This window comes from Oceanisphaera pacifica, assembly GCF_017498065.1.
Lineage (GTDB): Bacteria > Pseudomonadota > Gammaproteobacteria > Enterobacterales > Aeromonadaceae > Oceanimonas > Oceanimonas pacifica.
Genome location: NZ_JAGDFX010000004.1, coordinates 192,386 through 206,203, shown reverse-complemented (window position 1 = coordinate 206,203; position 13,818 = coordinate 192,386). Strand labels below are relative to the sequence as shown.

Below are 13,818 nucleotides of genomic sequence, written 5' to 3'. Positions count from 1 at the left end.
TGAATTATGGTTCAGATGGAGCTTTAAAGAAATGTTGCATTATGTTGCGCGATTGTGATATTGCCGTTTTGTAACCAGAGAGGCCATAGTGCGTGGCTACTTGGCTAGGGTTGGCTCCTGGCGTGAGCAGCGCTGTTAATATATTTTGTTGGTTAATTGTTAATTTATTTGGCCAAGGTTGCCTTTTAATAAAACGTAACAGTGCTGGCTGATCGCAGAGTAAGTCTCTGTGAAAGAAGGCAAAATCATGGGCGATTAGACGGTCTTGTTGAGCTGAATAGGTGGCTGGCGCTAAGCTGAGTTGCTGATAAATGGGCGTTAATGCCCGAGGCCAGATACCTTGACGATAAGCCTGCAGGTTAGCACTAAACTGTCCTTGCCAATCAAAGAGTATCTGTTGTGCCGAGGCCGAGCAGGGCCAGAGCATCATAATGGCATGCAAGCCGCTGACGCCGTCGCGACTTTGGCCTAAGCGCAGTGCTTTAAAACCATTATTTTGCCAAAAAGTGAGCAGCGAGGGACTGGCGCCAAAGCTGGTACCGATAAAGTCGCAGTGTGTTTTTTGCGGCAAATGCTGTTGTAGCCAAGCTAATAGCTGACTACCCAGACCCTGTTGCTGGCTATGAGGGTGCACCACAATGCGCATAATGCGATAATAACTATATTGTGTGGCCGTTGCTAAGCCACCGTGAAACGCCAAAGATTGCGGCAGCAAATGGCCTCGGGGGCGACGCTGTCCACGCCAAACGCCTTGGCTAAGCGCTGCTGATAATGGCCCTTCGGCACACAGCAGCGCCACGGCAATCGGCAGATTTCCTTGAAAGGTCACAGCTAGCAATAAGTTGGGGGCATCTAATAAGTGGCGTAAATCGCTGGGGCGCGTTTGATAATGTGCCAAGGTCAGCAAGCCAAACAACTGCTGTAATAAGGCATCGTTATCCAGCAAAGTTGCGCGGCTTATCCACTGGGTTTTGAGCCCCGATTTTGTTAATCCTCTAGGAGATTGCGGCTCGGCATTTAGAGCCAGTAAGTTAAAGATCAGTGGCTCTAGTGAGTCTTGTGGGCTCCAACGTGCCGGTGTATGTAAGTGCACTTTTCGCCAATGGGGCGATAGCTCATTGAGCTTTGGCTGAAACTTAAGTTGAAATCCCAAACCGGTTCCCTCATAGCCGTGCTCTGTGCTGGCAAAAATACAACAATAACGTTGAGCAAGAGTGACGAGCATGGGCACAGGAATGGCGGCTGCTTCGTCAATGAGTAAGATATCGGCAGTAGGCTGCTCAGATAACAGCGCATCAGGCGCCATAAAACGCAGTGGACTGGCACAGTGTTTAAATGCCTGTGCGGGGGCATCTTGATTGGATGCACTGAGCAACACCGTTAACCCAGACTGCAGTAAACGCTGAGCCGCTAACCCTAAAAGACTGGATTTACCTCGGCCACGATCGGCTGTTAATACCATATGTGTGCGGGTACGGGCACAGTGCAATATATTGGCTAAAGCGTGACGCTGCTGGCGATTTAGGCATCCTTTTGTATCGCGCACTGGTTGCCAAGCCTGTTGTGAGCAGCCTTGTGGTGAGTTAAGTGGTTGTAACAGAGCGGGCAGGGCAGGAAAGGGCTGGCCTTGATGCCAGATAATAACCTGCTTGTTGTGTTGTAACTCGCGTATAAAACGTCGTAAAAAACGGCTGTCTAGCGCTAACGCTTGTTCGGCTTGTGCCACATAGCGCGTTAAATCAGGGTCAGCATAGTCGGGCCATTGGGCTAGCGGTGGGCATAATAGCAACATGACGCCGCCTGCCTTTAAGGTGCCGGCTGTGGCGCCTAACGCGTCTGGGTGTAAGCCACTAAAGGCATTAAATATCAGGCTGTCGTATTCTTGGCCAAGGGCATTTTTAAACTTATTCGTCGCCAGTGCTTTGGAGTGTGTCGCTGGTGCTTGTTCGCCAAGCCACAGTTGGCAAGAGCCTGAATGGGGCATTAAATGATGCGCTTGCTCTATGGCCCACTCTTGGGTGCCAGCTAATACCAGTAAACGCCGTTGGCCATTGTATTGTAATTGTTGGCGCCAAGTGCGCCAGTTAGTCAAAGAGGCGAGCGCCATTTTCGTCAATAACGCGCTTAGCTTTATCTATCATTAAGCTAGCAGCGAGCTCTGCGCTAGGCAACAGATCGGAACGGATCAGGCGATACTCTTGTTGTTCGCCATTATGTTGTTGGGTTATGCGGCCATGTAAACGAAACTGGCCATGTTCTGCCAAAGGCTCGGGATAAATAGTAAAGCCTTGGTACGATTCTGGCTCAAACTGAGCGGGGTTATCCACTTTGGGTTGAGCTAAGCGTTTGAACCAATTAAACATGATGTAACCTAGATAGAAGTAAATTGCAGCGCTATTATTTTTTGACGCTAAGTATGATGTCTTCCGAGACGTTAACGGCACCGGTGTGTTTAGTGAGCTCTTTTATTTCATCCATATTAGAAATAACAATGGGAGTGAGTGTCGATTTGGTATTGGCTTCAAGAAAGGCTAAATCAAACTCAATAATAGTATCCCCCGCTTTTACCTGCTGACCTTCTACGGCAATGCGAGTAAAGCCTTCTCCCTTTAGCTCAACGGTATCAATACCAAAGTGTACAAATAGCTCTATGCCCGAATCAGACTCAATAGAAAAAGCATGATTGGTTTCAAAAATTTTACCAATAGTTCCATCGCACGGAGCCACCATTATGTTGCCGCTGGGCTTAATAGCTATACCATCACCGACTATCTTTTCGGCAAACACTACATCGGGTACATCTTCTATTGCAACCAACTCCCCTGAAAGCGGGGCAAAAATAGTGATGTTGCTGATATCTGCGACGTCGTCAGATACCATTCTCTTCAATTTATTGAACAATCCCATTATATTTGCTCCTCGCATTAGTTAATGCTGATGATACCAGCGCCACGCCATTAGCGCCAAACTTAGCCTTGTTTTACCAAGAGCAGATGACAAAAGCGCAGGCGGTAATAATACCGTCTGCGCTTTTATTGTGTACAAGCTCGTTAGCCTAGCTTGCTATGCGTTAAGCTCTTGCTCAGTAAACACACCTTGAAACAAAGCAGTGCTTAAATAGCGCTCACCAGAGCTTGGCAAGATGACCACAATGGTTTTGTTGGCAAACTCAGGTAGCTCGGCTAGTTGGTTAGCGGCCACAACAGCTGCGCCAGAGCTAATACCGGCTAAAATACCTTCTTCTTTCATCAAGCGACGCGCCATCTCAATGGCATCGTCACTGGTGACTTGTTCAACTCGGTCTACAAGAGACAGCTCTAAGTTGCCAGGTATAAAGCCAGCGCCAATGCCCTGAATTTTATGTGGCCCCGGCGTTAATGACTCGCCGGCCAACGCTTGGGCGATAACAGGAGACTCCACCGGCTCAACGGCAACGGTGGTAATGGCTTTACCTTGAGTATTTTTAATGTAGCGAGACACGCCGGTTAAGGTACCGCCTGTGCCCACGCCTGATACAAACACGTCAATGTCACCGTCTGTATCTTCCCACAGCTCTGGGCCTGTGGTTTTTTCGTGGATTTCTGGGTTAGCAGGGTTATTAAACTGCTGTAGTAATACAAATTTTTCAGGGGCAGAGTCTCTTAACTCTGTGGCTTTATCGATTGCGCCTTTCATGCCTTTAGCCCCTTCAGTAAGGACTAAATTAGCACCCAGTGCTTTTAATAACTTACGGCGCTCTATACTCATGGTGTTAGGCATGGTGAGAGTAATGGGATAGCCGCGAGAGGCTGCTACAAACGCCAACGCAATACCTGTGTTCCCACTGGTGGGTTCAATAAGCTCTTTACCAGGAACAAGTTCGCCGCGCTTTTCGGCATCCCAAATCATATTGGCACCAATACGGCACTTTATGCTAAAGCTTGGGTTACGGCTTTCTATTTTTGCTAGTACGCGACCCTTACTAACTCGGTTTAATTTGACCAGAGGTGTGCGTCCAATGGTTAAAGAGTTATCTTCAAATATCTTGCTCATCGTGACTATCCCTACCGTTTATTAATGCTGTGAGTATTGAATATATAAACAGCTTACTCATTCTTTTTTAAATGAGAAGTGACAATTTGTTATAACTATATGTTATTAAATGATTAAGTGATATTCCTTTTGTGCTTTTGAAGGCGCTGTTTTTAGGGGCTGAGGGTAAGTTTGCTATCAAGAGCCTAGTAAGCAGGGTATTCTATTAATAAGATACAAGGATGTAGTTTAAGGGATGAGGCGGCATTAAATGATAAATAACAAATGGATAAAACAATGTCGAGCCATAAGCGGACTCTGGATCTTGCTGTATTTAGGTGTCGGGAATGCCCTCGCCAGTAACTGGCAGGATGAGCCTGAAGCGCGGCAAAAATTGCATCAAGTAGGGTTAGAGCTCGCATTAGCCGACGTACATCCTAAGCTGACTTTGTGGTGGCAGCAGGCCGTAGGAGCAGAAACAGCTTCTGATGTGGCGGACGATAGACTTTTGCTGGGTATACAAAGTTTTTGGCGTTACTGGGCCAGTTTATCTTTTATTGAGCGCCAGCATTTACGTACGCGCCAAGCTGACTTGTCTTATACAGACAGTGATCAGGATAATTTACGATTGGCAAGTCAGTTACAGCGGCGTTTTAAATTAGTGGAAGGCATAACGCCAAACTTTGCCAATTATGCGCAATTACAGCAACAGCTGGCCCATTTACTCGCACAAAAACAAACCGCTTGGCCAGCACTGCACAGTGCAACCGTGCGCCCTGGTGACAGGCGGCCTGTGGTTGAGCAGATTAGAGGACGGTTGCGTATATTGGGCGATATGCCTGAAGTTGTCGAAATAGACACACCTTTAGTGCCTGATGTTGATACTGTGCCTGATATTGAGGTTGAACTGAATACTGCGGGAGCGCTACAACAGCCAGCACAAAGCCAAGGCACTCAACCTTCAGTGGCTTCGGTTCGTGACTCTTTGCAAGGAGAGGTCAACACCGCTTACGTCAGTAGCTCCCCAGTTACCAGTGAATTTGTTGACCCTTTGTTGTACGACGCTAAGTTAGAAAAGGCTGTGCGCAGCTTTCAGCAGCGCCATGGGTTAACGGTTGATGGCGTGATAGGGCCCAACACATATGAATGGTTGGATGCGACTCCTCTCGCTCGGGCGCAATTACTGATGCGTAGTATGATGCGAACGCTTATCAGTGATGAGCTACCTTCCTCTTACTTACTGGTGAATATCCCTGAGTATCACATGCGCTTGTATCAAGATCAGGTGATGGTATTAGAGAGCAGCATTATAGTAGGACGTGATAAGCGCAGAACGCCCATTATGGCTAGCAAAATCACTAATGTGGTGTTTAATCCACCTTGGAATGTACCGCGTTCTATTATCAATAAAGACATAGTGCCTAAGTTATATCGCGACCCCAGTTACCTACAAAGACAAGGGTTTGATGTACTGGAGGGAGGCAATAAAGTACCCAGAGAAGTGTGGCAAACGCGGTTAGAAGAAGGAGGCGGGTTTCCTTATCACCTGCGTCAGCGTCCGGGGCGGGGTAATGCACTGGGTGCTTATAAGTTTCATTTGCCCACGACGAATGCCATTTATTTACATGATACGCCTTCTCGTGGTTTATTCGCCCGCGACAGTCGTGCTTTAAGTTCGGGGTGTGTACGAGTAGAAGGGGCTGAGCAGCTAGCTAACTGGCTGGTAGAAGAGCGATTAGGCAGCCGTAGATTAGCCGCGTTAAAGGCTAAACCGACCACTAGCTGGGTGAAAGTGAGCGATCCTTTGCCGCTATTTATGGTGTATTGGCCTGGTTGGCTAAGCGCTGACGGTGTTGCGCATTATCGAACAGATATTTATAAGTACGATAAACGCTTAAATAGCCCTTTCTAACAGTCGATCCATACCAGTCTTTTTAGCCCGCGCCGCTGTCTTCTTTTTTATCAGGCGCGGGTTGATAACAGCAGTCTGAATGACCTATAAGTTAGCTTGGTGTCGTTATTGGGTGCCAAGCGCATCTGTATCTATTTTTTACTAATCCAATGGTGGTTTTTTAGTCTATTGTAGGGTATTTTCTCTGCTGTTTAGCGTGTGCATATCTGACAATAGTCAAAAATAACTGCCTAATAGATGCCAATCATTTGGGGCGGCAAGTACTGTGAGTGCTTGTTTATGCCATAGAGGGGGTTGAGATGATGCACCGATATTATTTTTGAAAAATGAGTTTGTTATTATGTTTAACTTTATGAAAACAGGGCAAGACGCGCAAAACAACAGTCAGCAGACGAGTCGCCGTCGCTTTTTATTGGGTGCCGGTGGCCTAGGGTTAGCTGCTATGTTGCCCTTATCGGCGCAGGCCAGTTTATCGGCTCCGGTACGTAAATTGCGTTTGCATAATTTGCACACCGGCGAGCAGGTCAGTGCTGATTTTTGGGAAAATGGGCGTTACTTAAAAGATGGACTCAGTACCCTTAATCATATTATGCGTGATTTTCGTGAAAACGAAGAGTTCGATATTGATCCTAAACTGTTCGATCAACTGTATTTGTTACAACACCGTTTAGGTAAACCTGGTGAAATCCAAATTATTTCTGGTTATCGCTCGCCTACCACCAATGCTATGTTGCGTCGTAAGAGCCGAGGCGTGGCCAAAAAAAGCTACCATATGAAAGGACAAGCCATTGATTTACGCCTGCCTAATGTGGAGCTATCACAGTTACGTAGAGCGGCTCTTGATTTAAAAGTTGGCGGTGTGGGCTATTATCCTAAATCTAATTTTGTGCACTTAGACACAGGTCCGGTACGTAGCTGGGCATAATGATCAACCCATAAGGCGGTTGCGCCACATACGGCCACAGGCATCACGAGTAAGTTGATAAAGGGCACGCCAGAACACACAGTAACAGATGCACCAAACCCCCAGTTAAGTGCGCGCTTATTGGCCAAGGAACGGCGCATTAAATCAAAGTCTACTTTGTGATTATCAAACGGATAATCACAATATTGGATGGCCATCATCCAAGCGCTAAAGGCAAACCAGACTAACGGAGCCAGTGTTTGCCCTATCACTGGCACTAAAAAGAGCAATAAGCAGGCGAGTGCGCGGGGTAAGTAATAGCCCATTTTGTGTATTTCACGACTGAGCATGCGAGGTGTGTCTTTGATTAAATCTAGCCAGCCCTCATCATTGATCTCTGAACCCGTGAGTTTTAGCTCGACCCGCTCAGCTAACAAACCATTAAAGGGGGCAGCAATAAAGTTAGCCACACTGGTAAAGATAAATGAAAACAACACCACTATAGTCAGCACGGCGATGGGCCATAAAATGTAACTAAGCCACTGAAGAAAGCTAGGAATTTGGCTTTCAAACCAAGTAAACAGCTGATCTAATTGCAAATAAAGCCAATAAAAAGCCCCGCCAAATAGTAATAGATTAATCGCAAGCGGGATCAGCACAAACAATCGTAAATCTCGCTCTGTAATAAGAGAAAGGCCCCTTAGCAAATAATGGGGTCCTCTAAGCTGATGAAAAGAAGCGGACATAACGGGCATCCTTGAATATCAATAAAGTAAAAGCAGACCGTAAGTGGTCTATTGGCTAAAGGCTCATTGGTTGTGAGAGTTTAACGGGCTAGCGCGAAGCCATTTGTCGTAATCAATCTTTATCAGTCATTCAGTAAGAAACTGCTCACATTTACGACAACATAGCGCCATTAACAGCAATCATGGCGGCTATTCTAGATAAAAATACAGAAAATGTTGATTTTTATTGCATCCTCGCCTGTCTGACTCTTGTCAAACCTTGATGGTAAACATACCCTTGTATTATCTTCAGTGATATTCCGGCTTAAGCCATGTTATTTATGCTGGTGTTAGCAATGGCCTAACATAAGCAAAAATTTAGAGATACGATAATGCAGGATTTGCGAATTATCTTGATCATTCTGGGAGCAGTGGCGATTGCCGCTTTACTTATCCACGGATTGTGGACGAGTCAGAAAGGACGTCAAAAGAATATAGGTGACAAGCCAATTAATAAAGTGGCTAACCAGACGGAGGATCAGGTCGAAAACGATCCTGATGGTTTCGATAGTGACGGTATTGGCTCGGTACGAGTAGTGAGTAGCAATCATCAAGCAGCCTCTTTGGTTGATGATGCTAATGCCATTGATGATTGGCACGAAACTCCTCATTTTTCGGCGGTAAATGAGGATGAAGATGATGAACCCCAATTAGGTTTGCCTCCTCGCCTGTCTAAAAGTACCTTTTCGGGCGCAGAAAAATCAGTTTTACCGGAAAGCACTGATACAGATAAAGCACCAGCACCCGAGAAAAAAGCATCTGATGCGGCATTAAGTCAAGATGCAGTGATAACAGACACGACACAAAGTCGCGAAACTGACGCAGAACAACGGGTACGCCGCTACCAAGAGGGAGAAATAGATCCCTTGTTTGATGAGCCCAAACAAACAACGTCAGAGGCTGATGAACCATATCCGGAGCCGCCCCAATCCGAGCCTGAAGCGCCTCTTGCCACAAGTATGAAAGACAGTGCACTTTTAGATGCAGAACAGGCAGAGCCTGAAGAAGTTCATACAGCTACACCACAAGATGACGTTGAAAGTAAACCTGAGCCAATGCCTGAGCCTGCGAAGCCGCTACGTGAAGTGCCTAAAACCTGGCAAGATGTGTATGTGATAAACCTAGTTGCGCGTCCTAATAAGCAATTACAAGGACAGGATTTGATTCGAGCGTTAACTCAGGCTGACTTTAGCTTTGGTGAAATGGATATCTTTCATCGTTATCAAAATGCTAACGCTCAGGGAGAACCACTATTTAGTTTAATTAATATGGTGCAGCCAGGCACGTTCAACCCTAACGCTATGGCCGAATTTAGTACTCCTGGGGTGTCAGTGTTTATGCAACTGCCACAACCTGGTATGGCTAAAAACCAGTTTAACTTAATGATACAAGCGGCAGAGAATATGGCAGAAACGCTAGATGCTATCCTGTTGGATGGGCAACGACGCCCGCTCAGTCCTGATTATTTGGCGCAATGCCGAGAGCAACTTAGAGACTTCGACAGTCAGGTGCAGTAAGCATTATAATCAACGTTAAGTGCGACCATAGGTCGCACTTTTTATTCGTGCTGTAGTAAAGCATTAAAGATATCATCTAACCCCACAAGACGCTTATATAATGGCGCCTAAAGCAAAAATGAGCTGGGCGTTTTTGCTTATCATTTCTTTACTCTTTTTAACCTAACTATTTAGTGGACCTCTCTCAATGATTGATGCCAAAGCTCAAGTGTTAGCCTTACGTGAGCAACTCGAACGTTATAACGAACAATATTATGTTGCCGATGCGCCCACTGTGCCGGATGCAGAATACGACAGAGTGATGCGTGAGCTTATCGCATTAGAGCAGGCTCACCCTGAGCTATTAGATGCCAGCTCACCCAGTCAAAAAGTGGGGGGCGCGCCTGTTTCGGCGTTTCCTGAAGTACGTCATGCGCTGCCTATGTTGTCACTGGATAATGTGTTTAGTGATCAAGAATTAGCCGCCTTTGAAAAGCGACTCATGTCACGATTAGACAGCACTACTGAGGTGACCTTTTGCTGCGAGCCCAAGCTAGACGGGTTAGCCGTTAGCTTGCTTTATGAGCAAGGGCAATTAGTACAAGCCGCCACCCGAGGCGATGGCACCACGGGTGAGGGAATTTTAGAAAATGTGCGCACCATTAAAGCCATTCCGCTGAAACTAAAAGGTCATGATTGGCCTGCACGGTTAGAAGTGCGCGGTGAAGTTTTTATGCCCAGTGCCGGTTTTGCTGCCATGAATGCTAAGGCCTTGACTAAGGGCGATAAAGTGTTTGCTAATCCGCGTAATGCGGCGGCGGGGAGCTTACGTCAGCTCGACTCTCGCATTACTGCTAAGCGACCCTTGTCATTTTATAGCTATGGCGTAGGGCTAGTAGAGGGGGAGCCACTTGCCGATAGCCACTTTGCTACTTTGCAACGCCTTAAAGACTGGGGCATGCCCATTAGCCCAGAAGTTAAACGCATGCCAGGGCGTGCGGGTTGTGAGCAATATTATGCCGATATTTTAAGTCGCCGAGATCAATTGCCTTATGAAATTGATGGTGTGGTGTACAAGGTGGACGATTTGGCTTTGCAAGCCGAGCTTGGCTTTGTTGCGCGCGCACCGCGTTGGGCCACCGCTCATAAATTTCCGGCACAAGAAGAGCTGACCAAGCTGCTTAATGTGGAGTTTCAAGTGGGGCGTACTGGCGCGATAACACCGGTGGCCAAGCTTGAGCCAGTGCAAGTGGCAGGTGTGGTGGTTTCTAATGCGACCTTACACAATGCCGATGAAATTGCCCGACTTGGCGTTATGGTGGGCGACACTGTGATTATTCGCCGTGCGGGTGATGTGATCCCCCAAGTGGTGGCGGTGGTGTTAGAAAGGCGCCCAGCTGATGCCACTGTGGTTACATTTCCGCAGTTGTGTCCGGTGTGCGATGCTGACATTGAGCGGTTAGAAGGCGAGGCAGTGGCCCGTTGTACCGGTGGCCTGTTTTGTGCGGCACAACGTAAAGAAGCCATTAAGCACTTCTCTTCGCGTAAGGCGCTCGATATTGAAGGCCTAGGCACTAAGGTGATTGAGCAACTAGTTGATTTAGAACTGGTAAAAACGCCTGCAGATTTATTTACCTTAGAACACGCCACCTTATTACAGCTAGAGCGTATGGGAGATAAGTCAGCCAGTAAGCTCTTGCAAGCCATCGATAAGGCACGAACCACCACTTTAGCGCGTTTTTTATATGCCCTGGGCATTCGTGAAGTTGGGGAGGCAACCGCCAATAATCTCGCGCAGCACTTTTTAACCCTAGAAGCAGTCATGCAGGCCGAAGTAGATAGCCTGTTAGCCGTGTCTGATATTGGGGATATTGTTGCTAAACATATTTATTACTTTTTTCGACAGCCTGACAATCAAAATGTGGTGCAAACACTGGTGGCAGGCGTGGAGCAAGGCGGCTGTGGATTAAGCTGGCCTGATATAGCAAAGCCCACCAGTGGTGGTCAGCCACTAGCGGGGCAAACCTTTGTGCTAACCGGCACCTTAACGCAGTTGTCTCGTAGCGATGCCAAAGCGGCATTACAAGCGCTGGGGGCTAAAGTGGCGGGCTCGGTATCTGCTAAAACCAGCTGTGTGGTGGCCGGAGAAGCCGCGGGATCTAAGCTAGTTAAAGCCCAAGAGTTAGGCATTGCTATTTTAGATGAAGAAGGCCTGTTGGCACTGCTGGCTGAACAATCTTAAATTGCCTGAGGGTTGGATAATCCAGCCCTCATTTTTAGGGGGTAGTAACTAGGCTAAACTCTTGCCCCATGCGGCGAAACGCATTTAATAGGCGCCCGTGATCATTCACTTCTAAATAATGCAGCTCCCCCTTTGCGTTAATAACCGCGGTAATATCTTGGCCTGCTTTTAGGTTACTCAGTGGTTGGTAAGATGGCTCAGCGCGGATCAGGGCAATAAGATCTCGACTGGGTAACTGCCATTGGCGAAAGAGTGCAGCTAGGGTCTCGCCCTGAGTCAGAGTATGATCAAGGCGTTGCCCGCCGTTTGGCACGGGTATCTCTCGCGTTTCGTTAGCAGCAACCGATAAGGTTAAGCGACCACTTATTTGTGCTTCGGGGGTCTTAGCCGCGGGCTGCCAAGCAAGTAATCCAAGCCATAAAGGCGTGAGTAATAATAAGCCCAGCTTATGCAGTGTGGGCACGCGCTGCCATGCCCGTAGCCCTCGGCCTATACCTTTACGAGCGGGAAGGGTAATGGCATTTATTTTGCTAAGTAAAGACTGGGGTTGATTACGTTTCATTGTTTTTCTTTTTGACATGAGTTAAGCACCTCGCTAAACATCAGTGTATCTAGGGGATGGCGACTCGACAAGCCATTAGCGTGCGCTATGGGCGGGCAGATAGGTGTATCGGCGCGTATATTGCTATCTTATCGGCAAAAAGAGACAAAGCGTTTAACCCTATGGCTGCCAGTGCTAAAATGAACGACACTTTTTGATCCCAGTCCATTTGGGCTTTATTTATTAGCAAAGGCAGAATGATGACAGTTAAAACGCGGTTTGCTCCTAGCCCTACCGGCTTTCTTCATGTTGGCGGTGCTCGTACGGCTTTATATTCTTGGCTTTATGCTCGCCATCTCAAGGGTGAGTTTGTATTGCGCATTGAAGATACCGATCTTGAACGCTCAACCCAAGAAGCCATAGATGCCATTTTAGAAGGTATGCAGTGGTTGGGTTTGAATTGGGAAGAGGGCCCTTATTATCAAACTGAACGTTTTGATCGTTACCATTCATTAATAGATCAACTGCTAAAAGAAGATAAAGCCTACAAATGTTATTGCTCTCGCGAGCGCCTTGATGGCCTTCGTGAGCAGCAAATGAATGATGGCGTTAAGCCTCGTTACGACGGTCATTGTCGTCATAGCGATCATCAACACGCCGCTGACGCCCCTTATGTGATCCGTTTTAAAAACCCAACGGAAGGGACAGTGGTGTTTGACGATCATGTGCGCGGGCGAATTGAAACCGGTAATGATCAGTTGGACGATCTCATTATTCGTCGTACCGATGGTGCCCCTACCTATAATTTTTGTGTGGTTGTTGATGACTGGGACATGGAAATTACCCATGTGGTGCGCGGTGAAGATCATATTAATAACACCCCACGCCAGATTAATATTTATCAAGCCTTAGGCGCGCCCGTGCCCGAGTTTGCCCATGTCTCTATGATCTTGGGTGACGATGGTGCCAAGCTGTCTAAACGCCATGGTGCAGTTAGCGTGATGCAATATCGTGATGACGGTTACCTGCCGCAAGCGCTGCTGAACTATTTAGTACGCTTGGGCTGGTCGCATGGCGATCAAGAAGTGTTCTCGGTTGAAGAAATGATCGAGCTGTTCTCGCTCGATGCCATTGGCAAGTCGGCCTCGGCGTTTAATACCGATAAGTTATTATGGCTAAACCAGCACTATATTAAGACGTTGCCTGCCACTGAGGTGGCTGAATATTTAGTGTGGCACATGCAAGCGCAAGGCATTGCATTTGAGCAAGGCCCAAGCTTGGCTGACATTGTGACGTTATATGGCGAGCGTTGTCATACATTAAAAGAAATGGCTGAACAAAGCCGTTATCTATTTGAAGATATTAGCGAGTTTGATGCCACTGCCGCTAAAAAACACTTACGTCCGGTGGCTGCCGCGCCATTAACCTTAGTACGCGAAAAGTTAGCAGTCTTAACAGAGTGGCAAGCCGCTGCCATTCATGAGCAGATTAACGCCGCCGCCGCCGAGTTAGAGTTAGGTATGGGTAAAGTGGGTATGCCATTGCGAGTGGCTGTTACGGGTGCGGGTCAGTCTCCGGCTATTGATGGCGTGATTGCGCTATTAAGCCAAGCACAAACCCTAGCCCGCATTGATATGGCGCTGGCCTTTATTGCCGAGCGAGCCAAAGGGTAAAAAAGCCGTAAGCCATAAGCTAAAAGCCAAAAGCGTGGATTGCCGCGCTACGCCCGCAATGACCCACACGCTTGTCATTGCGAGGAGTGAAACGACGCGGCAATCTATCGCACAGGCGGCGGTACACCGAGCGCTTTACGTAAAATCCAAGTGGTTTTATCTGTAACGTACGGTTTGGTTTTAAATTGCTGATAATTTCAGCAAGGCGCTTAAAAAGTGATTGTTTAATGGTTGTTTGTGAGTTTTTGGTTGAC

At 47.3% G+C, this 13,818-nt stretch carries 11 protein-coding genes; 5 read left to right on the top strand and 6 right to left on the bottom strand.

The window, feature by feature from the left end:
* Positions 1–4 precede the first annotated feature (4 nt).
* The 4 genes from J3U76_RS05020 to cysK form a co-directional block, all read right to left on the bottom strand.
* The gene (locus J3U76_RS05020) at positions 5–2,107 is read right to left on the bottom strand and encodes a tRNA(Met) cytidine acetyltransferase TmcA (RefSeq protein WP_243454078.1); all 2,103 of its coding nucleotides are present in this window, start codon (positions 2,105–2,107) and stop codon (positions 5–7) included.
* Entirely contained in the window at positions 2,085–2,363 is a 279-nt protein-coding gene (locus J3U76_RS05015) for an HlyU family transcriptional regulator (protein WP_208004739.1), read from the bottom strand. The genes J3U76_RS05020 and J3U76_RS05015 overlap by 23 nt, the downstream gene beginning before the upstream one ends.
* A 34-nt stretch (positions 2,364–2,397) precedes the next feature.
* Positions 2,398–2,907 carry a PTS glucose transporter subunit IIA gene (crr, locus tag J3U76_RS05010; RefSeq protein ID WP_208004738.1) on the bottom strand — a complete coding sequence of 170 codons (510 nt, stop codon included), beginning with the start codon at positions 2,905–2,907 and terminating at the stop codon, positions 2,398–2,400.
* 156 nt (positions 2,908–3,063) lie between these two features.
* Positions 3,064–4,032 carry a cysteine synthase A gene (cysK, locus tag J3U76_RS05005; protein ID WP_208004737.1) on the bottom strand — a complete coding sequence of 323 codons (969 nt, stop codon included), beginning with the start codon at positions 4,030–4,032 and terminating at the stop codon, positions 3,064–3,066.
* Between the two features lie 250 nt (positions 4,033–4,282).
* Between cysK and J3U76_RS05000 the strand changes: the two genes are divergently transcribed.
* Together J3U76_RS05000 and mepK are read left to right on the top strand one after the other, a co-directional pair.
* On the top strand, positions 4,283–5,923 hold the full coding sequence (locus J3U76_RS05000; RefSeq protein WP_243454077.1) for a L,D-transpeptidase family protein: 1,641 nt from the start codon (positions 4,283–4,285) through the stop codon (positions 5,921–5,923).
* A 340-nt stretch (positions 5,924–6,263) separates the two neighbouring features.
* Positions 6,264–6,848, top strand: coding sequence for a peptidoglycan L,D-endopeptidase MepK (gene mepK, locus J3U76_RS04995; RefSeq protein WP_243454076.1), 585 nt, complete (start codon positions 6,264–6,266; stop codon positions 6,846–6,848).
* Here mepK and cysZ read toward each other — a convergent pair.
* A complete protein-coding gene (gene cysZ, locus J3U76_RS04990; protein WP_208004736.1) occupies positions 6,791–7,573 on the bottom strand; it encodes a sulfate transporter CysZ in 783 nt (260 codons plus the stop codon). The two genes, mepK and cysZ, sit on opposite strands and share 58 nt — an antisense overlap.
* 371 nt (positions 7,574–7,944) lie before the next feature.
* On the opposite strand from cysZ, the gene zipA reads away from it, so the two are divergent.
* Together zipA and ligA are read left to right on the top strand one after the other, a co-directional pair.
* Positions 7,945–9,129, top strand: a complete 1,185-nt coding sequence (gene zipA, locus J3U76_RS04985; RefSeq protein ID WP_208004735.1) for a cell division protein ZipA — start codon at positions 7,945–7,947, stop codon at positions 9,127–9,129.
* Positions 9,130–9,316: 187 nt separating this feature from the next.
* Positions 9,317–11,350: an NAD-dependent DNA ligase LigA gene (ligA, locus tag J3U76_RS04980; protein ID WP_208004734.1), complete on the top strand. Its 2,034-nt coding sequence runs from the start codon at positions 9,317–9,319 to the stop codon at positions 11,348–11,350.
* A gap of 34 nt (positions 11,351–11,384) precedes the next feature.
* Here the strand turns inward: ligA and J3U76_RS04975 are convergent, their stop codons facing one another.
* A complete protein-coding gene (locus tag J3U76_RS04975; protein ID WP_243454075.1) occupies positions 11,385–11,912 on the bottom strand; it encodes a LysM-like peptidoglycan-binding domain-containing protein in 528 nt (175 codons plus the stop codon).
* 239 nt (positions 11,913–12,151) lie between these two features.
* Here J3U76_RS04975 and gltX point away from each other — a divergent pair, with 239 nt between their 5' ends.
* Positions 12,152–13,564, top strand: coding sequence for a glutamate--tRNA ligase (gene gltX, locus J3U76_RS04970; protein ID WP_208004732.1), 1,413 nt, complete (start codon positions 12,152–12,154; stop codon positions 13,562–13,564).
* Positions 13,565–13,818 lie beyond the last annotated feature (254 nt).